This is a genomic window from Geomonas oryzae (assembly GCF_004117875.1).
Lineage (GTDB): Bacteria > Desulfobacterota > Desulfuromonadia > Geobacterales > Geobacteraceae > Geomonas > Geomonas oryzae.
In genome coordinates, this window is record NZ_RAHW01000008.1 from 19467 (window position 1) to 37346 (window position 17880).

At 61.3% G+C, this 17880-nt stretch carries 16 protein-coding genes; 7 read left to right on the forward strand and 9 right to left on the reverse strand.

Translation table 11 applies throughout. From position 1 onward, the window contains the following. Positions 1–51: 51 nt before the first annotated feature. The 6 genes from D6Z24_RS18380 to D6Z24_RS18405 all read right to left on the reverse strand — a co-directional run bounded on the left by D6Z24_RS18380 (position 52) and on the right by D6Z24_RS18405 (position 6917). On the reverse strand, positions 52–762 hold the full coding sequence (locus D6Z24_RS18380; protein WP_129128080.1) for an ABC transporter ATP-binding protein: 711 nt from the start codon (positions 760–762) through the stop codon (positions 52–54). Further along, positions 759–1484, reverse strand: coding sequence for an ABC transporter ATP-binding protein (locus D6Z24_RS18385; RefSeq protein ID WP_129128081.1), 726 nt, complete (start codon positions 1482–1484; stop codon positions 759–761). Before D6Z24_RS18385 ends, D6Z24_RS18380 begins: the two co-directional genes overlap by 4 nt. Positions 1485–1486: 2 nt before the next feature. Further along, complete coding sequence (locus D6Z24_RS18390) at positions 1487–2488, reverse strand: branched-chain amino acid ABC transporter permease (protein WP_129128082.1); 1002 nt, start codon at positions 2486–2488, stop codon at positions 1487–1489. Between the two features lies 1 nt (position 2489). Then, entirely contained in the window at positions 2490–3377 is an 888-nt protein-coding gene (locus tag D6Z24_RS18395; RefSeq protein ID WP_246014722.1) for a branched-chain amino acid ABC transporter permease, read from the reverse strand. Between the two features lie 145 nt (positions 3378–3522). Beyond that, complete coding sequence (locus D6Z24_RS18400) at positions 3523–4764, reverse strand: amino acid ABC transporter substrate-binding protein (protein WP_129128083.1); 1242 nt, start codon at positions 4762–4764, stop codon at positions 3523–3525. 371 nt (positions 4765–5135) lie between these two features. Continuing rightward, positions 5136–6917, reverse strand: a complete 1782-nt coding sequence (locus D6Z24_RS18405; RefSeq protein WP_129128084.1) for a sigma 54-interacting transcriptional regulator — start codon at positions 6915–6917, stop codon at positions 5136–5138. A 509-nt stretch (positions 6918–7426) separates the two neighbouring features. On the opposite strand from D6Z24_RS18405, the gene gabT reads away from it, so the two are divergent. From gabT to bfr, 3 genes are all read left to right on the forward strand, one after another. Further along, a complete protein-coding gene (gabT, locus tag D6Z24_RS18410; RefSeq protein ID WP_129128085.1) occupies positions 7427–8737 on the forward strand; it encodes a 4-aminobutyrate--2-oxoglutarate transaminase in 1311 nt (436 codons plus the stop codon). A gap of 223 nt (positions 8738–8960) precedes the next feature. Continuing rightward, the gene (locus D6Z24_RS18415) at positions 8961–9443 is read left to right on the forward strand and encodes an NUDIX hydrolase (RefSeq protein ID WP_129128086.1); all 483 of its coding nucleotides are present in this window, start codon (positions 8961–8963) and stop codon (positions 9441–9443) included. Between the two features lie 241 nt (positions 9444–9684). Then, complete coding sequence (bfr, locus tag D6Z24_RS18420) at positions 9685–10152, forward strand: bacterioferritin (protein WP_129128087.1); 468 nt, start codon at positions 9685–9687, stop codon at positions 10150–10152. A 117-nt stretch (positions 10153–10269) separates the two neighbouring features. Here bfr and D6Z24_RS18425 read toward each other — a convergent pair whose 3' ends face one another. Next, entirely contained in the window at positions 10270–13254 is a 2985-nt protein-coding gene (locus D6Z24_RS18425) for an MASE3 domain-containing protein (RefSeq protein ID WP_246014723.1), read from the reverse strand. A 295-nt stretch (positions 13255–13549) separates the two neighbouring features. Between D6Z24_RS18425 and D6Z24_RS18435 the strand changes: the two genes are divergently transcribed. Together D6Z24_RS18435 and D6Z24_RS18440 are read left to right on the forward strand one after the other, a co-directional pair. Next, positions 13550–14278: an AzlC family ABC transporter permease gene (locus tag D6Z24_RS18435; RefSeq protein WP_129128088.1), complete on the forward strand. Its 729-nt coding sequence runs from the start codon at positions 13550–13552 to the stop codon at positions 14276–14278. Beyond that, positions 14262–14570, forward strand: coding sequence for an AzlD family protein (locus D6Z24_RS18440; protein WP_129128089.1), 309 nt, complete (start codon positions 14262–14264; stop codon positions 14568–14570). The genes D6Z24_RS18435 and D6Z24_RS18440 overlap by 17 nt, the downstream gene beginning before the upstream one ends. A gap of 672 nt (positions 14571–15242) precedes the next feature. Here D6Z24_RS18440 and D6Z24_RS18445 read toward each other — a convergent pair. Continuing rightward, positions 15243–15446, reverse strand: coding sequence for a helix-turn-helix transcriptional regulator (locus D6Z24_RS18445; RefSeq protein WP_129128090.1), 204 nt, complete (start codon positions 15444–15446; stop codon positions 15243–15245). Between the two features lie 272 nt (positions 15447–15718). After that, positions 15719–17077, reverse strand: coding sequence for a Fic family protein (locus D6Z24_RS18450; protein ID WP_246014724.1), 1359 nt, complete (start codon positions 17075–17077; stop codon positions 15719–15721). A 122-nt stretch (positions 17078–17199) separates the two neighbouring features. Here D6Z24_RS18450 and D6Z24_RS18455 point away from each other — a divergent pair, with 122 nt between their 5' ends. Together D6Z24_RS18455 and D6Z24_RS18460 are read left to right on the forward strand one after the other, a co-directional pair. Further along, positions 17200–17541, forward strand: a complete 342-nt coding sequence (locus tag D6Z24_RS18455; RefSeq protein WP_129128091.1) for a helix-turn-helix domain-containing protein — start codon at positions 17200–17202, stop codon at positions 17539–17541. Continuing rightward, positions 17538–17750: a hypothetical protein gene (locus D6Z24_RS18460; protein ID WP_129128092.1), complete on the forward strand. Its 213-nt coding sequence runs from the start codon at positions 17538–17540 to the stop codon at positions 17748–17750. Before D6Z24_RS18455 ends, D6Z24_RS18460 begins: the two co-directional genes overlap by 4 nt. Positions 17751–17880: the final 130 nt, after the last annotated feature.

The window sequence follows — 17880 nt, forward strand, 5'->3', positions numbered from 1 at the left end:
AAAAGCGGTTTAAGGGAGTCTGAAAGGAACGTGTTTTTCTTGGCTGGTTGGTTAGAAGCCGAGGTAGGCCTCGCGGATGGAGGCGTCGGCTTCGAGGTCGGTGCCGGTCCCCTGTCCCACGATGCGCCCGTTCTCCATGACGTAGCAGTAGTCCGCGACCTTCAGGGTCTGGTGCACGTTCTGCTCGACCAGGAAGATGGTGAGCCCTGCCTTGTGCAGCTCCTGGATCACCTTGAAGACTTCCTGCACCATGATCGGTGCGAGACCGAGGCTCGGCTCGTCGAACATGATCACCTGCGGGTCCTGCATGAGCGCGCGGCCGATGGCAACCATCTGCTGCTCCCCGCCGGAGAGGGTCTCGGCGGTCTGGGTGCGCCGCTCCTCCAGGCGCGGGAAGATCTCGTAGATCCGCTTCAGGGTCTGCTGGCGCTTGCCGTGGGCCCTTTTCAGGTAGGCCCCGACCAGGAGGTTCTCCTCCACGGTCATCTTCGGGAAGAGCTGGCGCCCCTCGGGGACCAGGGTGATGCCGAGGTCGACCACCTTGTGCACCGGCATGCCGGTCACCTGGGTGCCGTCGTAGTGGATGGTGCCGTTCGCGGTCGGGATCAGGCCGCAGAGCGCCTTGAGGGTCGTGGTCTTGCCGGCGCCGTTCGCACCGATGAGCGCCACGAGCTGCCCCTTGGCCACCGAGAAGGAGATGTTCCAGAGGGCCTGGATGTCGCCGTAGTTGACGGAGATGCCGTTGACGTCGAGTAGATTCATGCTGCTTCCTCTCCAAAGTACGCTTGTACCACGTGCGGATCGCTGGACACCTCGGCCGGGGTCCCCTCGGCGATCTTCTTGCCGAAATTGAGCACCACCAGGCGGTCCGAGATGTTCATGATGACGCGCATGATGTGCTCGACGATGAGGATGGTGAGCCCCTGCGCCTTGAGCTTCATGATGAGCTCGACGGTGCGGTCCGCCTCGGTCGGGTTGAGTCCCGCCACCACCTCGTCCAGGAGGAGAAAGGAGGGGTCGAGGGCGAGCGCCTTGCTGATCTCGAGGCGCTTTCTGCCCGCCAGGGTGAGCCCCGCGGCGGAGAGGTGGGCGCGGTCGGCAAGACCGGTGGTTTCCAGCACCTGCCAGGCGTGGCGCTCCGCGTCCGCCTTCTTCGGGTGCTTCAGGAACGAGGCGATGGTGACGTTCTCGAGCACGCTGAGTCCTGCGAACGGCTTCACGACCTGGAAGGTGCGCCCGATGCCGACCCCGGCCAGGTGGTAGGGGGGCTTGCCGGAGATGTCGTTCCCCTGGAACACTACGCTCCCCTTGGTCGGGGCGTAGTAGCCGGAGATGACGTTGAAAAGGGTGGTCTTGCCGGCGCCGTTGGGGCCGATGAGACCGACGATCTCGCCTTTCTCGACGCTGAAGCTCACGTCGTCGACCGCGGTGAGGCCGCCGAAACATTTGGTTACCGAATTTACCTTGAGGATGGGTTCAGTCATGGTTAGTTCCCCTCTTCCGGTACTGCCACGGCGGAGAGGGCCGCGGGTTCCGATGCCGGTTCAGGCTTTTGCTGCGGCCTGGCCACCGCCTTGCGCTTGACCAGGGTGCCCCAGAGGCCGTTGGGTATGAAGATGACGCTGATCGCGATCAGCGCGCCCAGGATGATCAGGTAGAGAAGCTGGAAGTCGGACAGGTACGCCCAGAAGATGGTCTTGAAGGCGAAGATGAGGATCGCGCCGAGCGCCGGTCCGAAGAGGGTCCCCATGCCGCCGAAGACCACCATGACCACCGCCTGGTCGCTCACCAGGTCCCCCAGCGTGGAGGAGGGATCGATGAAGGTGATCCAGTAGGCGTAGATGCCCCCCAGGATGCCGGTCGGGATCGCCGAGAGGATGAAGGACTGCATCTTCAGCATGGTCGGGTTCAACCCGAGCGCCTTGGCCCCTTCCTCGTCCTCGCGGATCGCCTTCAGCTTCAGGCCGAAGGGGGCGCGCTCCAGGAGGTACCAAAGGATCAGGAAGATGACGCCGACGGTGATCAGCATCAGGTAGTAGAAGAACAGCGGGTTCAGGAACGCCTCGAGGCGCATGCCGTCCGGGCCGCCGGTGAACTCGACGTTCAGGGCGAGCTGTTGGATGGCGCGCGAGAGCGCCCAGGTGGCGATGGCGAAATAGGCCCCCTTGAGCCTCAGGGTCGGGATCCCGGCGATGAGCGCGGTGAGGGCGGCGGCAAGTCCGCCCAGGGGAAGCGCCACCCAGAAGGGGAGATGCGCCTGCATCATGAGGATGCCGATGGTGTAGGCGCCGATGCCGAAGAAGGCGCCGTGACCGAAGTTCAGGTAACCGGTGTAGCCCGCGATGACGTCGAAGGCGATGGCAAGCCCGATCCACATGATCCCCTCGGTGAGCACGCGCAACACGAAGGTGTCGTGCACGACGAGAGGCAGGATCAACAGGGCTGCGGTGATGATGGCGAGGATGGCTGCGCCGCGACTGGTTTTCATGTCAGACCCCCTTGCCGAACAGCCCGCGCGGGGAAATCAGCAGGATGATGTAAAGGATGACGAACACGGCGAGCAGGGTGTGGCTCGGGTTGAAGTAGATCATGAAGATCGACTGCACGAGGCCCAGAAGAAGCGCCGCCCAGGGGACGCCGGCCAGGTAACCCATGCCGGCGAGGACCACCACGAAGAAGGCGAAGATGGTGTACTCGTTCCCCATCTGCGCGCCGATGGAGAGGATGCACCCGAGGAGCACGCCGGTCATGGCGGAGATCCCTACGTAGATGCCGTACACGTAGGAACCGGTCCGCTTCGCGTTCACCCCCATGAGACCCGCGGCATCCTTGTGCTGTGCGAGCGCACGGACGCCGAGGCCGAAATTGGTCTTTTTGAGGAGGTAATGCAGGATCAGGGTGATCGCCACCGCGTAGGCGAGCCCCATGAGGCGCACCGTCGGGATGGTCACGGTGAGGCCGATGGAGTCGAGGTTGAAGGACCCCTCCGAGAACGCCGAAGGGATCGAGTTCGAGTAGAAGCCGAACGCGGTGAGGGCGAGCCCGCGGAACATGATGGCCAGGCCGAAGGTGAAGACGAGCCCCATCAGGAAGGGGTTCCCCTTGGTGCCCGAGAGCACCCGGTGGATCACCGGTTGGACCAGGTAGCCGACCGCGAAGTAGATGACGAAGATGACCGGAAGGAAGATGAAGGGATCGAGACCAGTCCATTTGTTCAGATAGTAGCCGGTGAAGGCCCCGAACATGATCCACTCCCCGACGGCGAAGTCGATGACGTGCATGACCCCGTAGGTGAGCGAGAAAGCGATGGCGATGGTGATGTAGATCCCGCCCAGCAGAATCCCGTCGGTCAGGGCTTGTGGCAGCAGTTCCATCATAAAGCGAGTCCTCCAGCGTTGCGATTAAAGCAAATGCGGCAGTTACTTCATGGGGGGCGCGGGACGGCGTATCGTCGTTACCGCGGCCTCAACAGTCCCTGCCGGTCAGGTGACCGGCAGGGGCGCTTTGTTTCGTCTTCGTGGCTTAGCGGGATTTCCAGTCCTTCATCGGGTACTGGGCGGCCGCTTCCACCGAGGCCTTCGGGCCGACCGTCTTGATCTGGCCGTTCTGGATCTGGATGGTGAGCGGGTCGAGGCCGACGTTCGCGTGGTAGAACTCGCCGGAGGTGGCGAACTTCACGCGGCCGTAGAAGGTCTGCACGTCGATCTGCTCGAGCGCCTGCACGAGTTTCGCGCGCATCGCCTCGTCCATGCCCGGCTTCGCGCCGACCTTCTGGAGTGCGGTCTGGAAGGCGATGCCTGCTGCGGAGCAGCCGCCCTGGGTGTAGTCGCCCGGGTTCTTGAAGGCCTTCTGGGATGCGGCGGCGTAGGCGGAAGCGGTCGGCCAGAGCACCTTGCTCTTGGTCTTGGCGGTGCCGGTCCAGCAGGTGGTGCCGAAGATCTGCTCGCCGTCCTTGCCTACCGCGTCGGTGAACGCCTTGTCGGTGATGCCGCAGTGCATGAGGAGCGCTTTCGGGGTGTAACCGATCTGCTTGAGCGCCTTCACGAACTTCACGTGCTCTTCGTCGTGGCCGCCGAAGGCGATGACGTCGGGCTTCATGCTGCGCACTGCGGAGAGAAGCGGGGTCATGTCCTGGCCGGAGGGGACGATGCTGAACTTAACGATCTTGAGCTTCGCTTTCTCGGCGGCAGTCTTGTATGCCTCTGCGGTTGCCTTGGAGAAGGCGTCGTTGGAGCCGATGATGGCGATGGTCTTCGGAGCCGGCTTCAGCTCGGTAAGGGTCTTGATGGAGGTGGCGCCGGTGAAGTTGATCGGCGGGATGGTGCCGAAGGTGTACTTGAACTTGTTCTTCCAGATGAGCGGGCTCTCTGCGGAGCCGGTGATCATCGGGACCTTGTACTTGTCGACCACCGGGGCCACTGCGAGGGTCACGCCGGAGGAGTAGGGGCCGAGGATGAAATCGACCTTCTCCTGGGTGATCAGCCTCTCGGCTGCCGCCGCGCCTGCCGCCGGGTTGCTCTGGGCGTCGGCATATACCAGCTTGACCTGGTACTTCTTGCCCTGTACCTCGATGCCCCCCTTGGCGTTCACTTCCTGCGCCCAGAGGTCGTAGCCGCGCTTGGTGATGTTGCCGCCGGTCACGAGGTCACCCGAGAGCTCGGTGATGACGCCGATCTTGTAGAAGTTCCTCTGTTCCGCGTGGACCGGGATGGCCACGAAGAGGGCCGCGATGAGCAGCAGTACCCTGACGAATCCAAACTTCATTGTGCTACCTCCTGTTTGTGATGTTGCGATTAGAGTTCAGGCCAGCGTTTCATTGCATTACATCCGGAGCTCGCGGCGCTCAGGCAGACGACGTCGGCTGTCGGCGACCGAAGGAGACCCGGCCCGCACCCCTCGGGGCAGGCTGGCCGTATACAGCAGAAAGTATGCCAAGGAGTCGGCGTCGGGTGAAAAGGGGGCGGCGATGGAGGCTTTGTGACGGGAAATCGCGCTCCGTGGGGGCTGCACAGGGGTGTCCGCAGAAAAACGCACCGGGGCCGGGCGCCGTGTTTCGACGGAACGGTTCCGTGGCGGGCGGGAAAATATTCACATCTGAATAACGAAAGGGTGTCCGTATACGGTCGGGGTGCCCGCTATGCGGTCAGTCCGTAGCGCTTCAACTTCCTGGCTATGGTCGGCTGGCTAACGCCGAGCGCCTGGGCGATGTCCGCCTGGCTGCCGTGGGCCTCAACCGCCTGCGCCAGGAGCGCCCTTTCGGTGCTTTCGATCACCTGCGGCAGCGTCATGGTCTCGGGCCACTGGGCCGGCACCGTGTCGCCTGCGGCATCGCCCTTGGCGACATCGGCGGGTAGATCCTGCAGGCTGATCACCTCGGTCTCGGTCATGACGACCAGACGCTCGCAGAGGTTCATGAGTTCCCTCACGTTACCGGGGAAGGGGTAGCCCAACAGGGTGTCGCAGGCCGCGCGGGAGAGGCGTTTGCGGGTCTTGTGTTTCTTCGCGTACCACTCGATGTAGTGGAGGATGAGGGGGAGCAGGCATTCCTTGCGCTCCTTCAGGGAGGGGACGTGGATCGGGATCACCTTCAGGCGGTAGTAGAGGTCGAGGCGGAACTTCCCTTCCTCGACCATCTGCTCGAGATTCCGGTGCGTTGCGGCGAGGATGCGCACCTTCACCTCGCGCGGGCGGGTGCTCCCGAGGCGCATGATGGTGCCGTCCTCCATGAAGCGCAGAAGCTTCACCTGAGAGGGGAGGGGGAGCTCGGCGATCTCGTCGAGGAAGAGGATGCCGCCGTCGGCGAGCTCGAAGTAGCCCGGTTTCCCGCCGGACTGCGCGCCGGTGAAGGCCCCCTTGTCGTAGCCGAAAAGCTCCGATTCTATGAGGGATTCCGGGATGGCGCCGCAGTTTATCTTGATGAGCGGCTTGTCGGCGCGCTCCGAGTTCTTGTGGATCAGGTCGGCGAAGAGCCCCTTGCCCACCCCGGAGGGGCCGAGGATGAGCACCGTCGATTCCACCTTGCTCACCTTGAGCGCCTGGCGCAAAGCCTTCAGCATGGCTGGGCTTTTAGCGATGATCTGCTGGTTTTCCAGCTGCTGTTCCTGCTGCATCTCGAGCATCTGGTTGCGGAACTGGTCCTTGATCGCCTCCTGGTCCTCGAGCTCGCGTTGCAGGTCGTCGATTTCCGTTATGTCCCGCTCGCTTACCACGATGCGGGTGATGCGGCCGGCGGAGTCATAAACCGGGGTCGCCGTGGTGATGAGCTTTTTCCCCTCGCGCGACTGCAGAAGGTTCACCCGCGAGCGGGTGCGGAGCACCTCGAGCGTCGCGGAACGGTCGAAAACCCGCTGGTTTACCAGGTCGCGCATGTTGCGCCCGACCACGTCCTTTGCCTGCACGTTGTTGATGCGCTCCGAGGCGGGGTTGATGCGCACCACGTTCGCGTCGGCGTCGCAGATCCAGAGCCCGTCCGAGGAGGAGTCGATGATGGTGTCCAGTTCCCGGGTAAGTTCCTGGAAAAACTCCATCTGTTTGGCCATGTCTTCGAGCTCGGTGCTCTCCACGAAGACGCATACCGCGCCCACCTGTTCCTGGTCCAAAAGCATCGGGCTCACCCGTACCAGGAAGTTCGACTCGATGCCGTGCACCGATATTTCCGCGTTGTTCCGGGAGGTTCCCAAAAGGCGCTGCGCCACCTTGGGCCAGAGCTCCGGGAGGACGTCGTTCAGGTGCACCCCCTGGAACGCGCCGAACCCCTCGCGGACGGCCCGGTTGGCGAGGATGATCATCCCCGAGGTGTTGACGGCAAGGATCCCTACCTCGACGGCGTTCACCATGGCCTGGTAGAAGTGGTCCGAGCGCAGATCACCGTTGCCTAAAAAACCGATCAGTTCCACGGGGTTGAGCGAGCTGTTCACGGGCTGTCGTCTCCTTCTTGCCGGCTCGTTTTGCGAGTGCTGCAAGCCGCTTAGGCTGATTCGCGACGGTCGTTCACGGTGTCGCGGAAGGGGGTGTTTCGGCGCATTATGCAGAATTGAATCAAATATTCAAGGATAAATAAAAAAGAGCCTCAAACAGTCACCGCCCTTCATACCACTGTCACAGTCGCAAGTCCTTATTTTTCGCGTATGACATTTCCGGTCCTGGAAACAGGGAAGCCCGACGGCTCCTGTCTGTGCCCGTATGTGTAGATACATAGGCCCTCCATCGTATGAGGTCGGGTTCGTATCGCAGCCTTGTTTACCTTTACGTCAAATCCTGATTTGCCGCGCATGACCGGTGGAGGGGCGATGCTTGGTACGGTCCTTGTAGTGGGGGATATCCCGACGACGCCGTCGTACGCCGTCCGTGCCGATCCGCCACGTGGGCCGGAGTCCTCATCGAGCGACCCTGGCAGTCACAAATACTAGGCAAAGGAGCTGTATCCATGACCGCTGGTAACGAACAACTGATGGAGTTACGCAACCAACATGTTCCCGGAGGGGTCGCGCTTTTGAGCAACGCCTTCATCGCCAAGGCCCAGGGGGCCATCATGACCGACGTCGAAGGGCGGGAACTGATCGATTTCGCCGGGGGGATCGGCGTCAACAACGTGGGGCACAGCCACCCCAAGGTCGTCAAGGCGATCCAGGAGCAGGCGGAGAAGTTCATCCACACCTGTTTCCATGTCGCTCCCTACCAGGGGTACGTCGAGCTCGCCAAGCGCCTGAACGAGCTCGCGCCCGGCAGCTCCGAGAAGAAGACCATGCTCGCCAACTCCGGCGCCGAGGCGGTCGAGAACGCCATCAAGATCGCCCGCTACGTGACCAAGCGCCCCGGCATCATCTCGCTTGAGAACGGCTTCCACGGCCGCACCCTGATGACCATGACCCTCACCTCCAAGGTGAAGCCCTACAAGTACGGTTTCGGTCCCTTCGCGCCGGAGAGCTACCGCATCCCGTCCGCCTACTGCTACCGCTGCCCCTACGGCGAGACCTACCCGAGCTGCCAGTGCGCCTGCGCCCACAAGCTTGACGAGTTCTTCACCGGCTACGTGGCCGCCGAGCAGACCGCGGCGGTGATCATCGAGCCGATCCAGGGTGAAGGCGGCTTCGTCACCCCGCCGAAGGAGTACTTCGAGATCGTGCAGGGGATCTGCAAGAAGCACGGCATCCTGCTCATCATCGACGAGATCCAAAGCGGCATGGGACGTACCGGCAAGCTCTTCGCCATCGACCACTGGGGCATCGAGCCCGACATCATCACCACCGCCAAGAGCCTGGCCGGCGGGATGCCGCTTTCCGCGGTGACCGGCCGCTCCGAGATCATGAGCCTGCCCCACGCAGGCGGCCTGGGCGGCACCTACGGCGGCAACCCGCTCTCCTGCGCGGCGGCCCTCGCGGTTCTCGACATCTTCCTTGAAGACGGCCTGCTCGAGCGTTCCGTCAAGCTCGGCGATCAGCTGCAGAAGCGTTTCGCGAAGATGCAGGAGCAGTACGAGATCATCGGCGAAGTGCGCGGCAAAGGGCCGATGCTCGCCCTCGAGCTCGTGCGCGACCGCAACACCAAGGCGCCGGCCGGCGACCTGGCGAAGAAACTGGTCAAGCTCTGCTTCGACAAGGGGCTCGTCATCCTCTCCTGTGGCGCCCTCGGCAACGTGGTCCGTCTGCTGATGCCGCTCGTCATTACCGACGAGCAGCTGGAGCGCGGCCTCGCCATCCTCGAGGAGTCCCTGGCAGAGGTGAACGCAGAGATCTAAGAAACCTGCGGCAACAATACGGCAACGGCAGTGTCCGGCATCTCATCGTTGGGGGAAGAGATGCACAGGCACTGCCGTTGTCGTTTTTTGCGGAACAGCGGCAGCAACTGCGGACGGCGGAGCATGACCGGGTCGGTGATGTCGGCGAGCTGGGCCCTTGCCAAGGCCGCGTTGCAAATGGCATAGTGTGCGGGGCCGTCAAGGGTAAGGAAGGAGGTGGCGCATGACCGGGAGAAGCGAGCCGCGACACACGGTAATAGTTGGTTGTCTGGTCCGCAACGCCGAGAATCAGGTGCTGCTGATCCGCCACCACAGGCGAGGCTGGGAGATCCCCCAGGGGCACGTCGAGGAAAGTGAGAACCTTGTCGACGCCGCAAAGCGCGAGGTGGCGGAGGAGGCGGGGGTGGATGTCGAGATCGGCCCGCTCGCCGCCATGTGGTCCATGGTCTCGCCGAGCTCCGTGCTCATCTTCGGTTTCCTGGGGCGCTACCTGAGCGGCGAACTGGACCCCACCGACGACAGCGAGGAAGCGATGTGGGTGACCGAGGCGACCGCCCTGGAGATGGTGGCGAGCCCCGTCATGCGCGAGCGTCTCGAGGCGCTGTTGCGTTACGACGGCGGGGTCAGCTACCGGTCCTACTCGCTAAGGCCCTACCAGTTGCATCTCGAGCGGGACCTGCTCGCCTGGCCCGATCCCACCCGGTAGGACCGGGCCCCGCCGCACCGAAATCCGGCTGTGCCGTCGTATGCCCGGTCACTCCCTCCCCGCATGATCCCGCACTCCGCAGTCTGCAGTTCACACGCCGCAGTCACAATCACAGTCACAGTGTACGCTCCGGCACCCGGCAGCAATTTGACAGTTTGAAAACCCCTGTTTCAATTGTTCAGGCGAAAGTCACAGCGAAAGCATCCGAGAGTTGCATAAGCTAACTTAGAGGAGGTCTTGCATGAAAGGGCATGAGAAAGTGATTGCCACGCTGAACGCGCGTCTGGCAGAAGAGCTCACAGCGATCAACCAGTACTTCGTCCATGCGGAGATGTGTGAAAACTGGAATTACGAGAAACTGCACGGCATGATCCGAAAGCGCTCCATCGACGAGATGAAACATGCCGAGAAGCTGATCGCGCGCATCCTGTTCCTGGACGGCATCCCCATCGTGAGCAACTACAACAAGATGCACATAGGATCCGAGGTTCCCGTGATGCACGAAAACGACCGGCAGGCAGAGGAGGGGGCCATCAAGGGGTACAACGAGAGCATCAGGCTCTGCGTCGAGCTCGGCGACAACGGGACCCGTGAACTCCTGGAGTCGATACTGCGCGACGAAGAAGAGCACATCGACCTTCTGGAGGCCCAGCTTGACCAGATCAAGCAGATGGGAATCCAGAACTACTTAACGGAGCAGATCGACTGAAAGGCGTCGCGTCGGACTCAAGCGCTGCAGGATGGCGCAGTAACGCGAGCCGGGGATGAAAAAGGGGGTGGGGAGCGCAAAAGCTCCCCTCCCATTTCATAACGGTGCCGGAGCCGGTTACCCGAGGAGCGCGTGGATCTTGTTCAGGCACTCCCGGAAATCGATCGGCTTCGAAATGTAGTCGTCCATCCCAGCCGCGATGCAGCGCTGCTCGTCGTCTTTCATGGCGTGGGCGGTCATGGCGAGGATCGGGATCCTTCCTTCGCGACCCGCCTCGATCTCGCGTATGCTGCGCGTCGCCTCGAACCCGTTCACCCGCGGCATCTGGACGTCCATGATCACCATGTCGAACGAGGCTTCCTGCCACCGCGCCACGGCCTGGATCCCGTCCTCCGCGAACTCTATCTCGTACCCGATTCTGGTCAGCATCGTCCCGAGTACCTGCCGGATGGTGGCGTCGTCCTCGGCGACGAGCAGCCGGCGCCCCTTGCCCGTGTCCGGAGAGAAAGAGGCAGGCGCGACGGCCGGACGTGCCGCTTCCGCTGTCCTTTGGGCCACACCCAGGCGCACCGAAAAGGAAAAGCAGCTCCCTTTCCCTCCCTCGCTTTCCAGGACGATGCTCCCCCCCATACGCTCTATGATCTCCTTGCTGATCGCGAGCCCCAGTCCGGTTCCGCCGTGGCTGCGGGTATCCGAGTCATCTAGCTGGCTGAAAGAGTTGAAAAGGAGGTGACGTTTCTCCTCGGGTATCCCGATTCCCGTGTCGCGCACCGAGAAGCCGACCTCGATGGAGCCGTCCGGGGCGTGCGCTCCGCCGCTCAAGATGATGTGTACGCCGCCGCGTTGGGTGAACTTCACCGCGTTGCCGAGGAGGTTCGTCAGCACCTGGCGCAGCCGGACCTGGTCCCCGATGACGTGGTCCGGCAGCTGCTCGTCGACCTGAAGGGTGAGCTCGAGCCCCTTGCGCCGCACCTCCGGCATGACGATTTCCACGGTCTGGGAGAGACAGGCGCGCAGGGCGAAGGGTTTCGGGGCCAGCGCGAATTTCCCCGCCTCGACCTTGGCGAGATCGAGCACGTCGTTCAGAATCCGCAGCAGGGAGCCGGCGGAGCGCCGGGCGGTCTCGATGTATTCGGTTCTCTCTGCGTCGTCGGCGGTATGCAGGGCGAGGTCCAGCATCCCGAGCACGCCGGTCATCGGGGTGCGCAGCTCATGGCTCATGTTGGCCACGAACCTGCTCTTGGTGTGGCTCGCCGCCTCGGCCACCTGCTTGGCCTGGCGCAGGCTCTCCTCCATCAGGTGCCGCTGCATGGCGATCGACACCTGGTCGGCAACCGCCTTCATGAGTGAGAGTTCGTCGTCATTGAAACCGTTTCTGCTGCGCGTGCCGAAGGACAGCGTCCCCAGCACCCGTCCCTGCGACAACAGCGGGTGACAAGCGTACGCGCGGACCCCCAGAGACTTTACCAGCTCCGTGCGCGGGTCCGGCGTCTCCGGGATGTTCTCGGCGACGATCCTGCAGGCATCCCGTGCCGCGCACCCGCAGATCGCTACCCCTAGCTCGAGGCGCCGGATCTCGGCCGCCCGCTCCTCGCTGATGCCCGCGCAAGCGTTCAGCTTCAGGATGCCTTCGGTCTCGTCCACCAGGTAGTTGAAAAAGACGTCGCAACCGAGGAAATTCATGACCTCGCGACACAGCTCGTCGGCCAGCTGCTGCGGTGCGCCGCTTTGCAGCAGCCGGCTCGCGGATGCCGCGAGAAGGTCGAGGCGCTGATTGCTCCGCTTAAGGGCGGCCTCGCTTTCCTCGCGCTCGGTTATGTCGACGCCCATGCAGACCGCCAGCGGGCGCCTGCCCTGCAGCACCGAGGCGCTGAAAGTCCAGTGCCGTGAGCGACCTTCGCGGGTCCGCATGGGGAAATCGGCGTAAAAGCTCTGCCTTGCCCCGCTGAAGATGTCCCGCATCTGCGCCTGCACGGCCTGGGCCGCCTGCGGGGCCACATGCTGCATAAGCCATGCGTCGAAAGTCGCCATCTCATTGCCGCTGTAGCCGGTGAGCTCAATCCAGCTCCTGCTCACCTGGAGCACCTCTCCCTGCTCGGTAAGCATCACCACCGGAATAGGGGCATCCTCGATCGCGCGACGGAACTGTTCCTCGCGTCCCCTGAGCGCTTCCTCCGCCTCCTTGCGCACAGCCGACTCACGCTGCAACTCGGCGTTCAGTTCTTCTTTCTCGATCAGCTCTCTGGTTCGCTGCTCCAGGGTGGCTTGCAGTTGCGCCTCGCTGCGCTTGAGGGCCTGCTCGCTCTGCTCGAGGCTGCGGAACAAAAGTGCCGCAGGTTCCCTCAACCCGGTAGACACGATGGCCTCATAGATCATGAAAGAGGAGAAGAAGAGGAGGATGTGCCCGACGAGGTTCGCCTGTCCGTAGACGCTCAGGTATTTCGTGAAGGCGAGGTCGGCGGCGGTACCGCTAAGCACGGCGATCAGAAGCGCGCTGAACACGTGACTGTCGAACCGATCCCTGTTCTTGTAAAGCAGGAAGGCTGCAGCAAGCAGGATGGATATGATCGCATACTCGCTGTAGATCTTGAACGGTGTAAGCCCGCTCCCCTCGATGAAGCAGTCGGGAAAGTTTCCGGAGAATATGGCAAAGACGAGCAGGGCGGTTGTGGTGACGAAGGCCGAAAGGGAAGCCTTTAGGCGGAGTTTTCGGACGATGAAGAGTGGAGCGGCAAGAAAAGAGAGGCTGACCACGTAGCGGGAGGCGATCCAAAGCTGCGTGGGGAGGTTCGCATCGTACCCGATGAAGATGCCGAGCCCCTTGAAGGAGAAGGTGTGTAGAAGCTGCAGTACCGATGAGGTGGTGAAGGCCAGGGCGAGAAAAAGGAAGTAGTGGTTGTCCAGGAATCTGCGAGAATTCCAGGCGATGAAAAAGACACCCAGGGTGACGATGGTGCAGAAGAGTTCCACCAGGGTGTGGAACAGCAGATATGAGTACAGGCTGCAGATGTATAGGATCAGGACCGCGAGCGCGAACGTGACGAAGGAGACGACCTGCGTCTCAGTCCGTTGTACCTGGTTGCCGGTGGCCACCCCGCCCACGTCTCCTCCTCACCTCTTGCAGCGAGGCTTTTTTACCGACCGTTCAGAACCCGCCGATAACGGTCGAGACCTTATCACTGTCTCATAAGAACAGTCAAAGGCTTTTTTAGGGTTTTGCGAACATTTAAATTCCGTCTGGAGTATCATTCATAGGCTTCACTCTCGAAGTCTGAGGGGCAATACAGTAAGGCTCGATTTAATGTTGGATTTGTGCCTACTGGCGACGGTTCGGCCATGGTAGTATCGACGCGGTATACAGAGCTAAACGAGGCGCGTGAGCCTTTAAGGTGGGAGTATGAAACAGAGAAAGCCAGAGTTCATAAGAGGGGCGAGGGCCAATGTGCCTGTCGCTGCGAGCGCCATGGCTTATGGGAGCGTGCTGGGGGTGCTCGCCTCGCAGAAGGGGCTGAGCTGGCTCGACATGATGTACATGAACACCGCGGTCTTCGCCGGTGCCGCCCAGTTCGTCATGGTGGACATGTGGTCGAACCATATGCCCATATTCGAGATGACCCTCGCCGTGTTGGTGATCAACCTGCGTTACCTGCTGATCGGCGCTTCGCTCGACCCGCTTTTCTCCGGCAAGCGGCTTTTGCACAAGATCGGGATGATGCATCTGGTTGCCGACGAGAACTGGGCGGTGACCATGTCCGAGCAGCGTCGCGGCAGTGCCAGCACCTGGTTCCTCTTTGGCGGCGGGGTGTTTCTGTACATGGCCTGGAGCAGCGGCACGCTCATCGGTCTGCTCGGCGGCGGCTTCATCACGAAGCCCGAAGATTACGCCCTGGACTTCGCCTTCACCGCGGTGTTCACCGCGTTGGCGGTCGGGGTGTGGCGCGGGAAGAGTGACGTCATACCGTGGGTAGCCGCTGGGGGAGCCGCCCTGCTTACCCACCACTTCCTGCCGGGAAAATGGTACATCGTGGCGGGCGGGCTTGCCGGTGCGTTGAGCGCGATGATCGGGCCGTGCGAGACCGAGGTTGAGGGCGAAGTGAAGGGGGAAGAGAATGCAGCCGGCTATTGAAACTCAGGTTGTCATAGCGGTGGCGCTTGCCGCCGCGGTTACCTACTCGCTGCGTCTGGGCGGGTTGCTGCTCGCCTCACGTTTTCCGCGCTCCGGACGTTTCCGCAGAGGCATGGATGCCCTTCCCGGCGCCCTGCTTTTCTCCCTGGTGCTGCCGTCGATCGTTGCCGAGGGGGCGTGGGGGCTCGTTGCCGCCGCAGTAACTGCGCTGGTGGTGCTGCGCTCCCGCAACACGCTGGCCGCCATGCTCTGCGGCATGCTGGTCATCTTCCTCGCGCGAAGGTTCAGTTGAGCCAAATTTTTCCATCACGTGAGCTGGCATCGCCGGCTAACGGTGATGCCGGTGCCGGGCCGCCTCCACCCCGGTGACATTACCAGACTTCCCCCGCCATCCTAAATCTTCACCGTCTTGTAAAGGAAGTGTTTTGATGTTGCATGATTTCAATGGGTTAGGTATCAAAGGTACGATATAGGCCGGATTTAATGATTAATTATTAATAAAAGAACTTTAAGAAAACTGGCTGTAACCCTGCGATCTGGATAAACTTTTTTTGTTCCGCCTTATACCCCCCTACGTTATCCCACCCACTCCAGCTTTCCTGTGTAACGACCAAAGCGACCCACCCTTCAGGTTAGCAAAACCGCGCCAAATCTGCAATTCCCGCCCCACCTTCGCCATTCCCCTCCTCGAAGGCTGCTGCAAACTGGATCAACTATATCCGTACGGACAAATTCAAACGGGCGCGGCACTCGTACCTTTATTTGTGTCCGTACGGACAATTCGTGATTGCTTTCCCTGCGGCAGGTATGACGTATTCCCTCCTGGCGGCGGCCGGCTCCGGGAGCGATACTCAAGGTGGGGGCGCACCCTGACATCCAGATCAGCCCCATGGAAGATCAGGGTTATGGCAGACCGAGGCGAACCGCCGGATAACCGGCGGAGCGCCCCGGCTGCTGGCCAAGCCTACCGCTTGCCGGGATCATGGGTACTGGTCCGAAAACGTTCATCCAGGTAATGCCGCACCGTCTCCTCCTCGTAGCGAACCGCCCCCCGCTGACTCATTTTTATGAACGGGATGCCACCACCCTCCCAGCGCTTCCTGCGCAGCCAGTGCACCGACATCCCCACCATCAGGGCCGTTTCCTTCTCCGTCATGAGCCGGTTCATAGCTCCTCCTTTCGGGCCACGCTGCGGACCCGTTTAGATTTGAATCTTCCAATTTCTAGGCATGGAATATGCCAGCGCCAACTGCCCGAATTTACGTGCTTCAGCTGGTCGTAGCAATGCCAGACTGGTCAGGGTCTGCACTGACTGCTGTTCAAGATTCGAACTTTGGATTCCTGGAACGTGCTGATGGCGATCAAGGCAGGACAGGTTCGAATGAGGATAGAAAGAGGGAGGGACGGAGGCGGTCCTTGTGAGGGAGCCGCCCCTTTATGTTAGGCACCCATAGGGAAGAGGTCGGGGAAGAGGCGTCCTGCGGCGTGCGCCGGGAACCCCATTCTGACGGGGCCTTTTGCCGAAGAAGATACAAGGAGTCCTTCAGCCAGAAGCTGAGCGAGGATGTCTCTACCCATGCGAGGGGACGGGCAGGCGGCGGCAGCTTGGCCTCGGGTCATCTCTCCACGAAGCAGCACTTCCTGGAGGATATGTGCCGCCTCCACCCTCAAGGCGGGATACTGATCGGGTAGTGGCGCCGGAGCCATCTTCAACTCGCGGAGCTTCACGTAGCCCAGGATCCTTCCCAAGAGGCCATCGAGGGAAAGCATGGACGTCATGTACTCCACCTGATCAAGACAGGTCAGCAGGAAAAACTTGCAGAAAAAGATGAGCCCTTCGTTGGACAGGTTCCCTCTTCCGTCCAAGTCATTTCTCCTGCCGGCATCGGCTACCGCCAAGGCCTCCATGTATCTGTCCTTGCCACGGGCCAAACCCCGACTGACATTCCATAAGCCATATCCAGGCAGAGGAATTGATCTCAGGTAGGCGTCGGAGAAAAGCCGCGCAACCCGCCCGTTTCCATCCAGAAACGGGTGAATCCAGACGAGCCTGTGATGAGAGGCGGCAGAGGCAATAATGGGTTCCAAGCCATGGAGCGTTTCGGCCTGGTACGCATCATGGAATCGAGCCAGAAACATCGGTAGCGAGGCGTATCCCGGAGGGAGGTGTCTTCCTACCTCTACGTCACGTTCACGGAATTTCCCACCGATGACCTCCACCTTTTCCCCGGTCTTTTCGTTGGTCACCCAGCGCATCTCATCCGGGATCAGCTTGTAGAACTCGTCATGGACCCATGAGAGGAAGTGAGCTGTCGTAGGATCGAAAGCCTCGGGAGTTTCTGCCGCCAACCCCTCTACGGCTCGCTGGCAACTGATGTGCGCCAAGCTCTCCAATTGGAGATTGCGCCTCGCGGGGTCCTGTGAGTAGTCGGCGTGCATGGCGCGCTCGATCTCCACGGGGTGGGTGCTATTGCCTTCGATGAGGTTGGAATAGTAGCTGTTGATGATCCGCACCAGCTCGACAACCCCCTCTTGTGTTTTGGGGTGCAAGATGCCGCTAAGGACGGAGGAGCGGGAAAGGAGATCTCGTGCCAAGTCCGCGAGCTCGCCCGAAGGATCAGTAGGAAGCATAGGAAACATTTTGGATGGCAAGTCAGGCATGGCGTCAATCTTATCGGCGATTGTCAGCTTAGTCAAACACTTTATTTTTTGCAGTAATTTACAATTTATGCCTGTGGATAAGCTCTTTTTCCCGTCAATCCTTCCGTCAATCCCTCTCTGGAGTGGAGGGGTGATCAAGCGCTGATGTCCGCTGATCAAATCTCGCACCGTAAAAGGGATTGGCATAATAACTAAAATATGGTAATCAATTACTACATTTTAGTAACTTCGCAGGGCATCAAACCGAGGAGAGCAACACTATGGTGTACTATCTAAGCGGACTGCTGGGCTCGAAGGCGAAGGAGTGCGTCCTCATGTTCGTCTTCGCCAGGGGCAAAGCGTACGTTTCGGAGATGGCGGCATTCTTCCCTGAACTGAGCCGTAGCGCGCTGCAAAACGCGGCTGAAGTGCTGGAGAAGGACGGTATCCTGGTCGAGGGACAGCAGGGAAACCTGCGCGTCTACGAGTTCAGCCCGCGTTGTCCATATTCCGGTTCCCTGCAACTCCTTTTGCAGGACGTGGCCAAGTGCTATCCCCCCGAGGAGCGCGAGCGCCTGTTCATTTACCGGGGCGCTCCGCGCAGGAAAGGAAAGACGCTATGACCCATCGCACCGACTTCAGTGAGGCCACTCCCGAGGAGATCGCGGCAGAGGTTTCCGAGGCACTGCGCCGACACCGCATCACCGCCGTAATGTCCGGGGGCGGCTGCGTGTCCGTCTATTCCGAGAACAAATACCACTCGGACGACCTCGACTTTATAGACAGCTACCGTGACCGCCCCGGCATCCAGCGCGCCCTACTGACCAGATGATCAAGGAGCGGGTCAGAAGACTCGGGCGCTAGCGCTAGCGAATGAACAAAGCGAAAGGATGCGGGGGGCTCAGGCCTAAAGGATAGCCGGTGCGAAGGGGGGCGCTGCAGCGCAAGCGGAGGCGCCACCC